The following is a 16,992-nucleotide window of genomic DNA, read 5'->3' on the forward strand; positions in this document are numbered from 1 at the left end:
ATTTTCTAAGAAATAAGCCTTTTAAAGCACTCTTTCATTTTGGCATTGGTGTTGTCATAGCTTTGACTCAATCAATCTGTTACTATTAAAACCGCCATAAAAATGAAAAAGTACTTTGTTCTTTTTGCCTCTTCTATTTTGTTAGCTGCCTCTGTACCAACTGCAAACGCCGCTACTGTAACTAAGCCTTATACTGTAAAAAAGACTGAAGGCGCAGTTCAGATTAAAGAAGTAAACAGCAAGCTTATTCAGCAGTTAGAGCTGAATGAAAACCAGTATATTCAACTTAAAGCCCTTTACGGAAGTTACCAGGGAGAACTGAAGCATCTTAAAGGCGCCACATACACTAACTCACAAATCGATAGCCTTACAAACGATTTCCTGGCTGAGGCTGCTAAAATTCTGAAGCCGGAGCAATTGGCCGCCTATGTAGGCACCGCCAAAAGCGAAGCCGTTCTTGCCAAAAAGAAATAAGCACCTAAATTTAACCCCCGGAGCCACCTTTTTGCAAGAGGTGGCTCTGGGGGTTTTAGCTAACTTATAACAGCGCTTTAAGTTGTTTAGGTGAGTAGTATTTATTCAAATGAAAATAGTCTCCAGAAGCTTTTTTCCAAAAAAAGACTCAAGGGTAGGAAGCCTAGTAAACTAAAAAGCTATTTTGTTTATAAAGTAGACATGCTGCGACTCGCCACTTATACGCCTGATGTGCTGGAACCCGAACGCAGCAAAATTGCCATCGTACCACGGAATGATGCCTAACTGCTCCGTCGAAATTACCTTTTCTTTTTCGTGGTAAGTAAGCAGGTCGAGCTTTTTCTTTTCATCCGAAAATTTATCCTGGTTTACAACCTGGTAGGCAATGTTATTATCTTCAGGGTAGACTAAGATTATTTTACCGTCGGGTTTAGAAGAAATCTCGACAGTTGGTGTAAGAGAGCTTGAGACCAGGTTCTTGAGCAAAAAAGCATTATCCCAGAGCAGTACGCCATTTTTATCGAAACCAAGTACTACTGCGTGCGTGCGCTTATACTCTTCGTCGTCGCGCAGGTTGTGCCTGAAGAACTGGGCACCATACAGGTTTGGGTCCAGGAAGTTCGTGTTCCGGCGGCGTTGCGGATAATAAATTTCGGCTGCCAGCATGTAGCCTTCCGGGGTTGTGCGGAGGTCGTGCAGCAACATACGGTATCGGTTAGATGGCTGCTTCCCCTCTTTTAGCCTGTTCTGCTCGCGCCTGCGTGTTTTCTCTTCGCGCCTGGGAGTCATAAACTTAAAAAAGTTCTTTAGCTGCAGAAAACTGTAAAACTCCCCGTTAACTACCTGCGAGGCCACTGGCGATGTAAAAAAACCATTGCTTAGCTGCAGGCCAGAGGTGCTGTAGGTGCCGATCAGGAGCCTCGAAAGTGTGTCTACAGGAGTAACCTCTGCATTGAGCAGGTTCTTGTTATCCTGCTGCAGAATAAAATGATTGCTGAGTAACTCGCCGTTAATATCGAAACTCTTTACCTGGAGGCGCGAAATCTTGTTATTCGATTCTGTTAGCACCACATCCATGCGCTGGTGCTGGGGTGCGGGCTGCAGATCAGAAAAATTAGATTCATCGCCATAGGTGGCAGGCAGTAGTTTTACCACATTAGGCGTAGGATCTATGTACAACAAAATTGGTTTGAGGTCTCTTTTGCTAGTCCCGATCAGGAAGTAGCGGCCTTTAAGCACACTAAACTCATAAATATTCCGGATAGCTTCCAGGGTATGGATGGTGGATATGGCATCGCCGGTATGGATATTTACCTTCAGGAATTTGTATTTCTGTGGGTTTGTGTTGGCAAAAACCATGTACAGATAATCGTCTTCGGTATATGCCTGAATATACTCATCGTCTGGTGAGAGGTCGTGGGTGCAGCTCCAGATCCGGTCTAATTTTTGGTTAAGCCGTTCAAACGTGTGGGTGGCTTTGCGGTTCCAGAGGTCCGATTTTTTGCTGTACAACACCAGGCTGCTGCCAGCCACAGGGAACAGCTCGAATTGCACATTATCGGAGCCGTACTCAATTTCGAGGCGCACCGGTTGGGTAGGCTCGTCTTCATCCCTTTCCTTCTCCTGCGCGAGCAAGGGTGCTGCCGCCAGCAGTGTGTATATAAAAAGCAGTATACGTATTCCGGTCATAAGAAAATGTCTCTTTTAGATTCGATACACACCATGCAATTACCCGGAGTTGACAACCAGAAAATATAAAAACCTACCTAATAAGATAGCTAAAACCTGTGTTAGGAGGCACCTGGAGCAGCAGCTGCAGTATTGTACTTTACCAAGAGGAGCTTGCCAGGTGCAACTGTGGCAGCACACAACCCATTAGTTTCCTAAGGCTAACAGCACATCGAACTCCTCTGGTCGCAACGGCATAACCGATAGGCGCGATTGCCGGAGCAAGCCAATTTGCTCGAGCCGGTTATCTTTTTTTATTTGTTCCAGAGTTACAGGTTCTTTAAAATCGCGCTCAGGCACCAAATCTACTGCCATCCATTTCGGGTCATCGGCTGTTGGGTCGGGGTAAGCCGGGCGATCTACCTTGGCTATGCCAACTATGGCTTTCTCTGATACGCTATGATAAAAAAGGACCAGGTCGCCTGGCTCCATTTTTTGCAGGTTGTTTCGTGCCTGAAAATTGCGTACACCGTCCCAGCTGGTTCGGCCATCTTTTACCAGATTGCCCCACGAATACGTTTCAGGCTCTGATTTTACTAACCAGTATTGCATTTAAAGTTATGTAGAAATTATAAGTGTGAATTATTTAGTACGTAAAGGTTGCCTGTTTCTGTTACCCTAATAATAGTATTTCTGTTAAATGTTGTATTTCATTGCCTGGTAACAGCTCTATAAAAACTTCACCAAATTGCTTATTGTTATTCCAAACCAGCTTGTACACAACTTATTCAGCCGTGGCAAGAGGGGCTTTTTTTACCTTCAGCACCTTGTCTCTTATAGATACTATTTCTAATGTGTAATTTTCCACAGCTGGTTTTTCGCCTTTAAAACGTATTTGCAGCGCTTTTTTCTCACCATGCGTCCACTGCCCCACATGCTCCTCCAGGCCGTCGGTAGGGGCAATGAGGTACTCTTTAAATACGCCTTTGTTTTCTATGGCAAAACCAGTCCGTCCCCGGGAGGGCGGAAAGTCGTAGGTGTTAGGTCTGAAAACCAGCGTATCGCCCTCATCTTCTTCAAAAGAATGGAGCCAGGTTACCTCCAGCAGTTCCCGCTCCAGTTTCTCGGTGCGGCAGGTACTGGCTAACAGCAGCAGGCTCAGCAGGCACAGCAACAGTATATTTTTCATGGCAGCAAATTAAGCAAAAAGTAAGTTTCGTGGTTGGTATTTCTGATGGCTAATATAGTAATTCATCCTAATAGCTTCTCTACATTTCTATTTTATGTTTCAGGCTTAAGGCCGGCAACCCTTGAACCATTTAGTCCATTTTTTCTTCGGAAGGCCATTTTGATCTGAATAATTTGCAGTTGATTGCTGCTTGTTAAATGGCTTACCAGTTTACTGGTTGTTCCGGCGAAATTTTGAATGGGCGATTGCGCACAAGCTTAACTTAAGTGCTGCCTTATGATTAGCTCTGGCGGGTACGGGGGCTTTTGTTATCTTTGTAGTAACAACCGGACCCTGACTTTGGAAAATAAAAATATACTAAAGCTATTTAAGCTCACGGCTGAGCTCATGGAGCTGCACGACGAGAACCCATTTAAGATACGGTCTTATGGCAATGCCGTAGCGGCACTGGAACTGGTAGAGGAGCCTTTGGCAGGGAAGCAGCAAGCAGACCTGGAGCGAATAAATGGTGTTGGCAAAGGCATTGCTGCCAAGATAGTAGAAATTAACCAAACAGGTTCTTTTGCTGAACTAGACCAAATGCTGGCTGCCACACCTCCTGGCGTGGTGGAGATGCTGCGCATAAAAGGCATTGGTCCCAAAAAAGTGCGGGTAATCTGGAAGGAACTAGGCACCGAAACTGTAGAAGAACTGTTGGAGGCATGTGAGCAGAATAAGCTGAGCAAAGTGAAAGGCTTTGGTGCTAAAACCCAGGAGAATATTCGGCAGGCGCTGCTGTTTACGCAGCAGAACCGTGGCAAAAAACTGTATGCTGAAGCCGAGCCAGGTGCCCTGGAGCTGCTGCAGGCCATACAAGATGCCTTACCCGACGCGCAGGTAGAACTGGTAGGGGCTTTGCGGCGCAAACTTGAAATTGTAGAGCAGCTGCAGTTTGTAGTGGCAACCGATGCCCCTGTGGCAGTTGCCGAAAAAATAAGCGGATTGGAGGTGCTGCAGCAAGATGTGCGGCAGTCTGGGCCAAAAGTATGGCGCGGCAGCCATAGCCTCACCAGCCTCACTACCGAAATAAAGCTTGTTTCCGCAGATCAGTTTGCCGGTGAGGTGCTGCTGCAGTCGGCGGCCCTTGGGCATCTTACTCAACCTCTCAGCGAAGGCAAAAGTCTGATCAGCTATATCCGGAACGAAAATTTTGCCTCAGAAGAAGCTATATACAAAGCGGCCGGACTGGCCTACATTGAGCCGGAATTACGCGAAGGAACCAACGAGCTGCAACTGGCCCAGGAAAACAAGCTGCCTACACTGCTCGATCTCAACGACCTGAAAGGTATTTTGCACAACCACAGCACCTACTCCGATGGTGCGCACACGCTGGAACAGATGGCTACCTACTGCCGCGACCTCGGCTACGAGTACCTTGGCATCTGCGACCACTCCAAAACAGCCTCTTACGCGGGTGGCCTGCGCGAAGGCGACGTGCTGCGGCAACACAAGGAGATAGAGGAGCTGAACCAAAAGCTGGCGCCGTTCAAAATATTTAAAGGCATCGAATCTGATATATTGGGCGATGGTTCTCTTGATTATGATCCGGATATTCTGGCTAGCTTCGACTTTATTGTGGCCTCGATCCACAGCAGCCTCAACATGGATGAGAAGAAAGCTACTGCCCGTCTCATCACGGCCATCGAGAACCCGTACACTACCATGCTTGGCCACCCGACGGGCCGCCTGCTGCTGCGCCGCGAAGGGTACCCAATCGATCATAAAGCGGTGATAGATGCCTGTGCTGCTAATAAGGTAATCATCGAAATAAATGCCAACCCCTGGCGCCTCGACCTGGACTGGCGATGGGTGCAGTACGCGCTGGAGCAGAACGTTATGCTCAGCATAAACCCCGATGCCCACCACACGAGCGGCTACCACGACATGCGCTACGGCGTGTACATGGGCCGCAAAGGAGGCCTCACGAAAGAAATGACTTTTAATGCCAAATCGGTGCAGGAGGTAGAGGCGTATTTCAGAGAGCGAAAGGAGCGGATAGGGTAGGTGCTAATTGTACCTTTTAAGAGCACTATCAAATTTGTTTGAACATGGACAATCAGAAATAAACGAATGCCCAAAATACTCATCCTCCGCTTCTCTTCTATCGGTGATATTGTGCTCACTACACCGGTAATCCGTTGCATAAAGCAGCAGGTGCCGGGGGCGGAGGTGCATTTCTGTACAAAACAGGGCTTTAAAGGCATGCTGGAGAGCAACCCTTACGTAGACAAGGTGCATGTGCTGCAAAGCAGCCTGAAAGAGCTGGTGCAGGGACTACAAGCAGAGAACTTCGATTATGTGGTAGATCTGCATAATAACCTCCGCACCCGCATAATCAAGTTCAGGCTGGGCAAACCGAGCAGGAGCTTTAACAAGCTGAACTACGAGAAGTGGCTGATGGTGAACTTTAAGCGCAACCGCCTGCCCAACATGCACATTGTAGAGCGCTACCTCGAAGCAGCCACAGCGCTCGGCGTGAAAGACGATGGCCTTGGTCTGGACTATTTCATTCCTGCTAAAGATGAAGTGGCGCTGGAGGCGTTGCCGGAGCCATTTCGGCGAGGATATGTAGCTTTTGCCATAGGTGCACAACACTACACAAAGCGTTTGCCAACGGAGCGCATCATAGAGTTATGTGAGCACTTAAACACCCCTGTTGTGTTGTTGGGAGGTAAAGAAGACAATGCTGCCGGTGAGCAAATAGCTGCGCTCTTCCATACACAAGAACAGGCTGGATCTACCATTGTCTACAACGCCTGTGGCAAGTATAACCTTAACCAATCGGCTTCGCTGGTGCGGCAGGCGGAGCAGATCGTGAGCCACGATACCGGCCTGATGCACATAGCGGCAGCCTTTAGTAAAGACATCATCAGCGTGTGGGGCAATACTATTCCCGAGTTTGGCATGTACCCCTTCCGCACGAAATTTCAGGTGCTGGAGGTACAGGGGCTGAGCTGTCGCCCATGCTCCAAAATAGGCTATAGCAAGTGCCCCCAGGGCCATTTTAAGTGTATGCGTGCTATTTCGTTTGATGATCTGGCAGTGTAGCAGCTACCTTCATGTTATTACGAGGGTACGACAAAGTGCATAACATACATCTAAACCAGTTCCGGATAAGTTCATCAGGTAACAGCATCCGAAACAGAAAATACCTTCGGAAGACTATTTTCATCTGAATAACTGCATCTGATCCAGTAAGGCAAGGTCCCATATCATTTAGTGCACCTTGTCGTAGACCTGTTACCAAAGGAGCAGCTTGCATGTAGTCCGGAATTTGTTGAATAAAAGCATCCTTTCATAGACTGCTTTACCTTGTGTGACCTCTCCTATTCATTTTCAGGAGGGCAACTCAAGGTATGCTAAATGTTTTTCACTGTTTGAATATTACCATGAAGCTGCTGCAGGTAAGGGTTAAAATTTTTATTGTTTTGTTTTTTTGTATACCAAAAGCTAACGTCGGCAATTTCTTCGTTTGCGTAGCCGTCCAGGTGCAGCGACATGAGCAGCCTGTCTGTCTCGGGTAGTTGCTTAATAGCTGCCAGCAGTAGCAACGACTGTTCGCTGGGGCCTTCGCCGGAGGAGTTGGGTTCCAGGTGGCCCAGCTCCTCCAGTGAGTGATTTTTATGTACAGGCTTCCGGCGGTAGAGCAGCACCGTATTGGCACTTACACGATAAAGCCAGGTAGAAAACTTTGCCTCTCCATTATAAGCGCCAAACGATTTCCAGGCCTGGCCTATTATTTCCTGATATAAATCTTTCCGGTCCTCCGGATGGTCTACATAAAGCCTGATTACCTTATGAATAATGCCGGCATCTAGTTGTAGGTGCAGGAAGTCCTATTCCGTAGTAGCAGGCATAGGGTGCATTGGTTACTGGAGTGGTTTAACGGTGTAGCCTGCGTTCTGCAGCAGTTTAATAAGGCCGTTGTTGCCGGGCAAGTGCATGGCGCCTACGGCTATAAAGGTTTGCTGCGCCTTTAGTATCTGGGGGAGTTGCGTCATCCAGTTTTTGTTCCGGTCGTCGAGCATGTAGGCCATATCTTCCTCGCCCATCTTTTTGCTGTATGCCTCCGAGGCAGCTACCATAGCTTGCAAATCTTTGTTGAAATAGAGGTTGGTTAGCTCTTCCTGCGAATTTAAAACATAGTCTTTAGACTTTACAAACGCTATCAGCTGTTGTGCCTGCTGGTCCAGAGAGTGGTGGTCGTAGAGCAGTTGCATTTGCTGTTCCAATGTTTCGAGGTAAAACATCTTCTTATTGTTGCTGCGCCCCTGACTTGCGAAATACATATCGAGTGCCTGCCCGTCTTCGAATTTTTTAACTGCCTCCAGGTCTTTGTACTCGGTTACGGAGAGCAGCAGCATGAGCGAAACAGGTTTCATGTGGTCGAGCATGGCCAGGTCGTAACCCAGAACATTTTTGGTCTCTGTTGCCACCAACTGGTACTCCTCCGCACTTAAAAGTTCGGAAAGTTTGTTTTCGGGCATCACCATGTAGCCGGCCAGCTGCATAACTTTAGATGAGTCGATATCGGCCTCTATTACCACTGCCTTGCTTTGCTCGAAATGCTGCTTTACCTCAGGAGTGGTGCTTAGGTAGCTGTCGTTCAGTAAATGAAAGGTGCCATAAAGGTAAGAAGGTTGTTTAAGGCCGTTGCCGCTAATTTCCCATAAAAGCGAGTTGGCAACGGCTGTAGTTGCCGGAGCCGTTTTGCTGGCCTGGCGCTCTTTTGCTTTCCGGGCCTGGGCAAAGGTTGGCTGCCACAGTAAGCTGGTCAGCAGAAAAAGGCAAAGAAGGAGTTTTGATTTCATTTTAACAGAGTTTTTCAGACAAAAGGCCAGATAAAAAAGGGATGTTTGCAATTTTGAACAATATGTATCAATTTGCTTTTAATTTGAACAATAGTAGCAGTTTTTTACTTATTTTTTTGAACACAATGCTTTATGCCAAACTATAACCTGACCTGGCAAGACACAGATGTGCAGCTTCTGGAAGCCCTGTTGCTGGCGACAGGCGGAGAGGGAGGTGCTCCGCTACAGGAGGTGCTGCTGATGAGCGATGCCCTGGAGGGGGTTGTGCTCAGCCTGCAGGAGGTACAGGATGCCTTCCTGAAGCTTATTGCTGCCGGGTATATTGCCATCCAGAAAAACAAGCTCTTGCTTACACCCGAATTTTTGCTGGCTTACGAAGAAATTACGCTCCGCGAAGGCATGGTAGAGGCAGATGAGCAAAAACCACTCCTGACCCTGCTGCAACAGCAAAGCCTGAACGAGCAGCAACTGGAGGAAGTAAACACCTCTATCCTGAAAAAATATAAACTCAAAAACCAGTATCAGCAGTACCTGGAGCAGTTCGGGTAATTCCTGGTTGCTAGTTGTTAATTGATGATTGTTGCCTGGAATTTGACGTGAATCTTCCTGAGTAACGATAAAAGAGATAGAGCCGCTGATCTTTTTCAACGGCTCTATCTCTTTATAGCAATCATCAATTAACAACCAGCAATCAGGAAATCTTCTCAAAACCCAGGTACGGGTGCAGCACTTTGGGCATGTTGATGCCTTCGGGTGTTTGGTTGTTCTCGAGTATGGCGGCTACAATGCGGGGCAGTGCCAGTGCGCTACCATTCAGGGTGTGCAGCAGCTGTGTTTTGCCGTTCTCGTTTTTGTAGCGAAGCTTCAGACGGTTGGCCTGGTAGGTCTCAAAATTACTGGCAGAGCTAACCTCGAGCCAACGCCCTTGGGCGGCGGAGTATACTTCCATGTCGTAGGTGAGGGCGGAGGTAAAGCCCATGTCGCCACCACAAAGGCGCAGTACCCGGTAAGGCAGCTCCAGCTTCTGCAGCAGCCCTTGTATATAGCTGCTCATTTCTTCCAGCGCCTCATATGATTTTTCAGGTAGCGTAATTTGTACAATCTCTACTTTGTCGAACTGGTGCAGGCGGTTAAGGCCACGCACATCGGCTCCCCACGAACCAGCCTCTCTTCTGAAGCAGGGGGTATGGCCGGTGTTCTTAATAGGCAGCTGCTCTACCGGCACAATTACGTCGCGGTACATGTTCGTAATCGGTACTTCTGCCGTAGGAATCAGGTAGTAATTGTCTTCGGTGGCATGGTACATCTGGCCATCTTTGTCGGGCAACTGGCCGGTGCCGTAACCGGAGGCCTCGTTTACCAGAATAGGAGGCTGCACTTCCATATAGCCGGCCTTCATGGCCTCATCCAGAAAGAAGTTGATAAGTGCCCGTTGCAGCCGTGCCCCCTGCCTTTTGTAAACCGGGAAACCTGCTCCGGTAATTTTATTACCTAGCTCAAAATCGATGATGTCGTACTTCTGGATGAGTTCCCAGTGCGGCTGCGCTCCTTCGTGCAGCTGCGGAATAGCCCCGTGCTCCAGCACTACCTCGTTGTCTTCAGCCGATCTGCCGGCAGGCACACTCTCGTGCGGCAGGTTGGGGAGCTTGTAAAGGGCTTTTTGTACTTCTTCCTCAAAAGTGGTCAGCTGTTCAGCCAGGGTTTTGGCCTTTTGCTTCAGTTCTGAGGTCTGGGCTTTGTACGATTCGGCTTTTTCGCGTTCGCCATTTTTCATCAGCACACCTATCTCTTTCGATAGGCTGTTGGCCTGAGCCTGTGTATCGTCGTGCTCGGTTTGTACCTGGCGGCGTTGCTGGTCTAGCTCCAGCAATGCGGCTACCTCCTGGGCAGCATTTTTGTAGTTTTTCTTGTTCAAACCTGCCACTACCAGGTCTGTCTGCTCTCTTAAAACGGTTAGCTGTAGCATCGTTTGTCGGTTAATAGTGGTACAAAAATATACTTTTTTGAGTAGTATGCTGCCTTTCTGAAATCTTTTAGGCAAAACTTGAAACATTTTAGATAAAAAACACGGTAATATTTGTAAATTAAGCTGTATTGCGATAACATTGCGTTACAAATTGAGAAGGCGCGTATCCTGAGCCTCACTTACTCTTTCACAACCGAACCTTTTTCCTAGTCTAATTTAAAATCTCTCGCTGCGTCCGCACAAGCGTTCCTGGCAAGTTAAGCTAACTACCATACCATTATTTATGTACAATATTGAAGAATTGAAAGATAGGCTTCTTTCAGAGCTCAAGGAAATTGCTGAAGACCTGGGTGTTAAAAATTTCAAGAAATTGAGTAAACAAGACCTGATTTATAAGATCCTTGACCAGCAAGCCGTTACCCCTCCCGAAAAATTGCCAAAAAAGATCAAACAGACCCCCAGCGCTGCTACCCCAGAAGAAACTACTGCTCCTGAAAATACAACTTCCACTCCTGCTGCTCCTGTAGCCGCAGAAGCTCCGGCTGTTGAAGCAACGCCAGCACCGGCTGCTGAAGCTGCGCCAACCCCGGCTCCGGCAAAGGCAGCACCAGCCAAAGCTGCACCTGCTCCAGCCAAGGCAGCTCCTGCAGCCCGCAAACCAGCCAAGCCCGCAGCTGCCCGTACCGAATCGCAGCCACAGTTGTTTGTGCCTGCCAAAGCACCAGCCAAAGATCATGGTCCGCAGCAGAGAGAACGCGTGCAACCACGCCGCGATAACGTAGAGCAAGCCACAGCCGAGCCCCGTGCAGAGCGCTCTGAGCCACGTGCCGAACAGCCGCAACGCCAGGAACGACCAGAGCAGCAACAGCGCAACGACAACCAGCAGCGGAATGAAAATCAGCAGCGAAATGAAAACCAGTCGCGCAACGATAACCGTGAGCAGCGCCCGGAAAGAAATGAAAACCGCAACGACAACCGCCAGGATAACCGCGAGCCACGCGACTTTAACCGAAGCGATAACCGTGGAGGCGATAACAACCAGCGTCGGCCGAACCAGATAAACGCCAGCACTAGTAACTTTAAAGAGTTTGACGGAATAATTATAAACGAAGGGGTACTTGAACTCATGCAAGATGGGTATGGTTTCCTGCGTTCTACCCACTATAATTACCTGGCCAGCCCCGACGATATTTATGTATCGCCATCGCAGATAAAGCTATTCGGCCTTAAAACCGGCGACACGGTAAAAGGACAGATTCGCCCTCCGAAAGAAGGAGAGAAATACTTTGCCCTGCTGAAGGTTGAAACTGTTAACGGACGAACAACAGAGGAAATACGTGACCGCATTCCGTTCCAGCACCTTACACCGCTTTTCCCCGACGAGCGCCTTAAACTAACTGGTCGGCCAAGCCAGCTTTCAACCCGAATTCTGGACCTTTTTGCCCCTATCGGTAAAGGCCAGCGTGGTATGATTGTGGCACAGCCTAAAACAGGTAAAACCGTGTTGCTGAAAGAAATAGCCAATGCTATCTCTGAAAATCACCCGGAAGTTTACCTCATGATCCTGCTCATAGATGAGCGACCTGAAGAGGTAACCGATATGGCACGTAGCGTAAAGGCCGAGGTAATTGCCTCTACTTTTGATGAAACAGCCGAGCGCCACGTAAAAGTATCGAGTATCGTGCTAGATAAAGCAAAGCGCATGGTAGAGTGCGGACACGACGTAGTTATCCTGCTCGACTCTATTACTCGTCTGGCTCGTGCCTATAACACCGTAGTTCCGTCGTCTGGCAAAATATTGTCGGGTGGTGTAGATGCCAACGCGTTGCACAAGCCGAAGCGCTTCTTTGGTGCTGCCCGTAACGTAGAAAACGGTGGCTCGCTCACCATTATAGCCACTGCCCTGATAGACACAGGCTCTAAAATGGATGAGGTTATTTTTGAAGAATTTAAAGGTACCGGTAACATGGAGCTTCAGCTGGATCGTAAGCTGGCCAATAAGCGTGTGTACCCTGCTATCGATGTGCCTGCTTCCGGTACTCGCCGAGAAGACCTGCTCATGGACCGAGACGAACTGAACCGCGTTTGGATTCTGCGCAAATACATGTCAGATATGAACGCCATCGAAGCTATGGAATTCCTGAAAGACAGAATGACCGGCACCAAGAGCAACGAAGAATTCCTGATTTCGATGAACAGTTAATTTGTTATAAGACATAAGTATCAGGATACAAGACTCAGGACTTTCTGAGTTGTTAAGTCTGATGATTATGTAATAATATTAAGAACCGGCCCGTTTGCTTCTTAGAGCAGGCGGCCCGGTTCTTTTTCTTTATAAGAAAACTACTCACATCTAAATTATTCTAATGATATTGGCCTTCCAAAGCTAAAATCTCATTTTAGAGTCAAGGGTTTAGCGCCAGAATGAATGGGCGGGGTGGGCAAGCAGGTAAAATACATAGCTGGCGACGATGCCAAACACGGTGTGCGCAAAAATTAGCGACAGCAGAAAAGGGCGCAGCGCTATGAGCGGAGGTTGTGGGTGCAGCATAAAATAAAAATACCAGCCAGCCATGGCCAGTAGACCATGCCCCAGGCCAAGTAAAAACCCCCAGGCAGCAGTTGGCGCTCCTACACCAGAGTCCCAGAGCGCCAGATACCCGATGGCGAACAAAATACCAATGGCATAATGCACCACTGTGCCTGTTACTGAAGCCCTGATGCTGCCGGAGAGGCTGCCATCAGGTTGCGTCTGGTTGGTAAGCATGGTGCCCAGAATCTTAATCATTTTCATAACCCGCTTCGTCAGGACCGTGAGCAGGTACATAAAAGCGGTCATGGCGGCGGTGGCGGCAAGGCCTGCCAAAGAAATGTACAGCAGTTTCATGGTATATAGAGGTAAGGGTATAACATCATCTATAAGTTACTACGCGAAAATCTGCCGGGAAATAAAAAACCTTTCGGTATCAGAAAAACGTGTGGACTACTATGATGGAAATAAAGGCCAGACTGATACAGAGAGAGGATATTTTGTTCATCTGCATAGTGTTCTTGTAATTTGCTTCGCTACGGTTTTTATACACACGAAGTACCCAACTTAGAAAGAAATAAACGATGGGCCCTGTACAGAGCAGAAAAATAACGATATTCTGAATCTGCCCGGCCAGCAGGTACAGCGAGAGGAGCAGGGTAGTGCCGGTAAGCAGACTCACTGCCGCAAATAGGAATGTGCCCTTTATGCCGAGTAGCAGGCTCAGTGTTTTATCGCCACGATGGGCATCTTCTTCGTGCTGGTATACCTGGGTGAGGGGGTAGGAGCCGCACAGGAAAAGGGTGCTTACCACGGCATACCAACTGTTCGGAGTTTGCAGCACCTCCTCCACCGAAAATCCCAGCCCTACCTGCACCATGGCGTACGTAAACGCCCCCTGAAACACTGTAACAACTGCCGTACTCAGCAACGGGTATTTTTTAAGTCGCACCGAATCGTTGCTATATGCCTTTGAAACCAGCAAATAGGCTGCCACCAAGGCTCCAAACAACGGCGATAGCCAGACTGCCAACGCCACAGCTAGTACATCAAAAAGAATGACCAGGTAAAAAAGCTCGCGTGTTACTTTGGGTGGCCGCTCAAGGCCACCAATGCTGCCTTCATCGCGGTCGCAGTAAGAGTTGTAGCCATTGCTGGCAGGGTAAACCAACACATGCAGCACCAGAAAAACAGCCACTGCCCTCCAAAGGTCGTACCCTGTAACCGTACTCAGCGCGAACCAGTAAATAGGCATCAGGTAAGCCGAAAACGGAATCCGCATAAGGGTTAGCGCACTGCTATAGCCCGAGCGGGTAGCAGGCAATGTTGCTGCTGCTTTTGTAGCGTGGTCTGATGACGGCATGTTCAGGCTTAAATATGGTTATAGGCTTTTTCTGGTCTACGTCATATTCCGAAAGTTGATTATAGCATACTTTACCTTTCTTGAAAATCGATTATAAAGTGTCCGGTTATAAACAAAGAAGCCCTTCCGGCTAGGAAGGGCTTCTTTGTTTATGCTGCTGCTTTTGATTTTTTACTGGTTTCCTTTACAGGCTTCAGTTTAATGATGTTGAGCTTGTTCAGTGTCCAGATAACTGGCCAGGTTGGATCAACTTCCCACCACTTCACCCCGAAGTTTACACGGTTTGGCAGTTTGTGGTGGTTGTTCTGGAACAGTTCGCCACCTGTCAGGAAATCGAAGAAAAGCGAGTTTCTGGATTTGTCATTGTTATCGAAGTTCTGATAGCCGTACTTGTGGCCGCTCCAGTTTACGATAGCGCCGTGTACCGGGCCCATCAGGAAATGGATTGGCAGTAAGAGGTACATCCACCATTGGGTAGCAAAGTTTATGTAGAACAGCACATAGAAGGTGCCCCAGAAAATGCGGGAATACCAAGTATCGCCAATTTTATCGACAAACCCCCATACCGGGTAGTCACCGTCAAAGCGACGTTCTGGCTCCACACGGTTATTGAGTACGTTGTTGTAAATTTCCTTCGTCTTCCACATCATGGTAAATGCATTGTTGGAGAAGTGAGGAGAGTGTGGGTCCTGTTCTGTATCGGAGAAGGCATGGTGCATGCGGTGTAGTATAGCATACGCTCTTGGCGACAGGAACGAAGATCCTTGGGCAATATAAGTGAGCAGGTAGAACGCTTTTTCCCAGAAGGGAGCCATCGTAAACATTTTGTGGGCAGAGTACCGGTGCAGGTAAAACGTCTGAACAAACAGAGAGAGGTACCAGTGTACCACAAAGAAAATGAGAATTGCCATTATTTAAAATTAGGTCTATGAAATGCAGATTTTATTAGGATACGATGCTCCGTAGGTTGCAAATTTACAACACGTTTTTTTAAGTTAAATATTCTGGGGGCAATAAAAGTTCAGAAAGTGACGAAAATCATTTTCTGAATGAGGGAGGTACAGTAGCTATTGCAGGGCTCTGAACGGTGCCCAAATAGGGGCTTTTGGTGGTGGAGCAATCACTTTTACCTCTGACTTAAGTGTTGGGTGCTCAAAAACCAGCTGGCGGGCGTGCAGTGCAATACTTTTGTCTGGTAAAGGCTGTTTTGCACCGTATTTCAGGTCCCCGATAATAGAACAGCGCATAGAGGCCAGCTGTACGCGTATCTGGTGCGGCCGGCCGGTAATCGGGTACACCTCTAGCAGGTACTTCTCGTCCTGGTGGCTCCGCATCTTATACGAAAGTTCGGAGCGCTGGCCGGCTGGGTTTTCTTTGGCAAAGGCTTTGGTTACGTTCTTTTCACTGTCTTTTACGAGCCAGTGTACTAGTGTCTGGCTCTCCTGTGGCGGCCGGTTTTGCACCAGCGCCCAGTATGTTTTCTGCATTTTTTTGCTTTTGAACATTTCGTTCATGCGAGCCAGCGCCTTCGAGGTTTTGGCCAGCAGCACCACGCCACTCACAGGCCGGTCGAGGCGGTGCACCACGCCGATGAATACATTGCCTGGTTTATTGTATTTCTCCCTGATGTACTCCCTTGCTACCTCCGCCAGCGGCACATCACCTGTCTCATCGCCATGTACCAGCAAACCAGCCGGTTTATTGACTATCAGCAGGTGATTATCTTCATAAAGTACATCCAGCATAGGAAGTTGTTTTTTCTATAGCAAAAACTCAAATATCCAGACCCTTGAGCTATTTTATGCATTTTACCTTCGGAAGGCCCTTTTCATTCGAATAATTACAGGCTGCGCCAAATTCAAAATTAGAAATTATGGAATGCTCAGGGAACAGCTTGTGCCAGTAAAAGCCGTGTGTCTTTAATAAGCTTCTTTTTCGGTTGGGAAATCCTTGCTTTTAACGTCTGCGATATAATTAGAAACGGCATCCGTCATAATGGTGTGCAGGTCGGCGTAGCGCCTCAGGAAACGTGGCTTAAACTCTTTGTTGATGCCCAGCATATCGTGCACCACCAGTACCTGCCCGTCTACGTGTGGTCCGGCACCAATACCGATAATCGGGATATGAAGTTTTTCGGCCACTTTACGGGCCAGCTCCGATGGTATTTTTTCGAGTACAATGGCAAAGCAACCCAGTTCCTGCAGCAGCTGTGCATCGTCTATCAGTTTCTGAGCTTCTACGTCTTCTTTGGCGCGCACACTGTAGGTGCCAAATTTGTAAATAGACTGTGGCGTTAGCCCCAGGTGCCCCATTACCGGCACGCCGGCACTTAAAATACGCGTAACCGATTCTTTTATCTCAGCACCACCTTCCAGCTTCACACCATGCCCGCCAGATTCCTTCATAATTCGGATGGCAGAGCGCAGGGCTTCGGAGGAGTTGCCCTGGTAAGAGCCAAACGGCAAATCGACGACCACGAAAGCCCTTTTCACGCCTCTGACCACCGATGCCGCATGGTAAATCATCTGGTCGAGTGTAATGGGCAAGGTTGTTTCGTGTCCGGCCATTACGTTAGAGGCAGAATCTCCTACCAATAGCACATCTACTCCTGCTGCATCCAGAATGGTCGCCATCGAGAAATCGTAGGCAGTAAGCATAGAGATTTTCTCGCCACGCTCTTTCATGTTCTGAAGTTGGTGGGTAGTTATAATTTTTGCCTCACTTTTATGAACTGACATAATTTTACCTGTTTTTGATGCTGTAAATGTAAAAAAATCTGAGAGCTTGTTTGGCTTTTTTTTGCAAAATAGAAAGCGCTGGAAGCTGTTGCCAATGCGCCTGTATGGAAACAGCCTGATTAAAATAATGTTTAAACTTTAAATTCATTAGTGTCCAACTATAACTAAAACATATTCAGCTGGTTAGAATTATTATCACCTGGTTTTTGTAATT

The 16,992-nt window shown here is 47.9% G+C and carries 16 protein-coding genes; 5 read left to right on the forward strand and 11 right to left on the reverse strand.

Translation table 11 applies throughout. The features are described 5' to 3' along the window. The first annotated feature begins 102 nt into the window (after positions 1–102). The gene (locus FVR03_RS15440; RefSeq protein ID WP_147922663.1) at positions 103–474 is read left to right on the forward strand and encodes a hypothetical protein; all 372 of its coding nucleotides are present in this window, start codon (positions 103–105) and stop codon (positions 472–474) included. A 171-nt stretch (positions 475–645) separates the two neighbouring features. On the opposite strand, the gene FVR03_RS15445 is transcribed toward FVR03_RS15440, so the two are convergent. The 3 genes from FVR03_RS15445 to FVR03_RS15455 all read right to left on the reverse strand — a co-directional run bounded on the left by FVR03_RS15445 (position 646) and on the right by FVR03_RS15455 (position 3,331). Further along, positions 646–2,163 carry a hypothetical protein gene (locus tag FVR03_RS15445; RefSeq protein ID WP_147922664.1) on the reverse strand — a complete coding sequence of 506 codons (1,518 nt, stop codon included), beginning with the start codon at positions 2,161–2,163 and terminating at the stop codon, positions 646–648. A 186-nt stretch (positions 2,164–2,349) separates the two neighbouring features. Then, positions 2,350–2,754 (reverse strand): EVE domain-containing protein, encoded by a 405-nt coding sequence (locus tag FVR03_RS15450; RefSeq protein WP_147922665.1) that lies wholly within the window; start codon positions 2,752–2,754, stop codon positions 2,350–2,352. 172 nt (positions 2,755–2,926) lie between these two features. Then, on the reverse strand, positions 2,927–3,331 hold the full coding sequence (locus FVR03_RS15455; protein WP_147922666.1) for a hypothetical protein: 405 nt from the start codon (positions 3,329–3,331) through the stop codon (positions 2,927–2,929). A 339-nt stretch (positions 3,332–3,670) separates the two neighbouring features. On the opposite strand from FVR03_RS15455, the gene polX reads away from it, so the two are divergent. Next, positions 3,671–5,374 carry a DNA polymerase/3'-5' exonuclease PolX gene (gene polX, locus FVR03_RS15460; RefSeq protein WP_147922667.1) on the forward strand — a complete coding sequence of 568 codons (1,704 nt, stop codon included), beginning with the start codon at positions 3,671–3,673 and terminating at the stop codon, positions 5,372–5,374. Positions 5,375–5,440: 66 nt separating this feature from the next. Then, positions 5,441–6,418 (forward strand): glycosyltransferase family 9 protein, encoded by a 978-nt coding sequence (locus tag FVR03_RS15465; protein ID WP_147922668.1) that lies wholly within the window; start codon positions 5,441–5,443, stop codon positions 6,416–6,418. A 311-nt stretch (positions 6,419–6,729) separates the two neighbouring features. Here FVR03_RS15465 and FVR03_RS15470 read toward each other — a convergent pair whose 3' ends face one another. After that, positions 6,730–7,200: an RNA polymerase sigma factor gene (locus tag FVR03_RS15470; RefSeq protein WP_147922669.1), complete on the reverse strand. Its 471-nt coding sequence runs from the start codon at positions 7,198–7,200 to the stop codon at positions 6,730–6,732. Between the two features lie 39 nt (positions 7,201–7,239). Continuing rightward, on the reverse strand, positions 7,240–8,181 hold the full coding sequence (locus FVR03_RS15475) for a TraB/GumN family protein (RefSeq protein ID WP_147922670.1): 942 nt from the start codon (positions 8,179–8,181) through the stop codon (positions 7,240–7,242). A gap of 132 nt (positions 8,182–8,313) precedes the next feature. Between FVR03_RS15475 and FVR03_RS15480 the strand changes: the two genes are divergently transcribed. Continuing rightward, on the forward strand, positions 8,314–8,730 hold the full coding sequence (locus FVR03_RS15480) for a hypothetical protein (RefSeq protein WP_147922671.1): 417 nt from the start codon (positions 8,314–8,316) through the stop codon (positions 8,728–8,730). Between the two features lie 142 nt (positions 8,731–8,872). Here the strand turns inward: FVR03_RS15480 and serS are convergent, their stop codons facing one another. After that, positions 8,873–10,147, reverse strand: a complete 1,275-nt coding sequence (gene serS, locus FVR03_RS15485) for a serine--tRNA ligase (protein WP_147922672.1) — start codon at positions 10,145–10,147, stop codon at positions 8,873–8,875. Between the two features lie 283 nt (positions 10,148–10,430). Here serS and rho point away from each other — a divergent pair, with 283 nt between their 5' ends. Then, positions 10,431–12,350: a transcription termination factor Rho gene (rho, locus tag FVR03_RS15490; RefSeq protein WP_147922673.1), complete on the forward strand. Its 1,920-nt coding sequence runs from the start codon at positions 10,431–10,433 to the stop codon at positions 12,348–12,350. A gap of 210 nt (positions 12,351–12,560) precedes the next feature. Here the strand turns inward: rho and FVR03_RS15495 are convergent, their stop codons facing one another. The 5 genes from FVR03_RS15495 to panB all read right to left on the reverse strand — a co-directional run bounded on the left by FVR03_RS15495 (position 12,561) and on the right by panB (position 16,778). After that, positions 12,561–13,034 (reverse strand): hypothetical protein, encoded by a 474-nt coding sequence (locus tag FVR03_RS15495; protein ID WP_147922674.1) that lies wholly within the window; start codon positions 13,032–13,034, stop codon positions 12,561–12,563. Between the two features lie 79 nt (positions 13,035–13,113). After that, positions 13,114–14,040, reverse strand: coding sequence for a UbiA family prenyltransferase (locus FVR03_RS15500; protein ID WP_147922675.1), 927 nt, complete (start codon positions 14,038–14,040; stop codon positions 13,114–13,116). A gap of 149 nt (positions 14,041–14,189) precedes the next feature. After that, entirely contained in the window at positions 14,190–14,951 is a 762-nt protein-coding gene (locus FVR03_RS15505; RefSeq protein WP_147922676.1) for an acyl-CoA desaturase, read from the reverse strand. Between the two features lie 156 nt (positions 14,952–15,107). Further along, positions 15,108–15,785: an RluA family pseudouridine synthase gene (locus FVR03_RS15510; protein WP_187270182.1), complete on the reverse strand. Its 678-nt coding sequence runs from the start codon at positions 15,783–15,785 to the stop codon at positions 15,108–15,110. A gap of 174 nt (positions 15,786–15,959) precedes the next feature. Continuing rightward, a complete protein-coding gene (gene panB, locus FVR03_RS15515; protein WP_147922677.1) occupies positions 15,960–16,778 on the reverse strand; it encodes a 3-methyl-2-oxobutanoate hydroxymethyltransferase in 819 nt (272 codons plus the stop codon). Positions 16,779–16,992 lie beyond the last annotated feature (214 nt).

The sequence above is a fragment of the Pontibacter qinzhouensis genome (assembly GCF_008017455.1).
In the GTDB taxonomy this organism is placed as follows: Bacteria; Bacteroidota; Bacteroidia; order Cytophagales; family Hymenobacteraceae; genus Pontibacter; species Pontibacter qinzhouensis.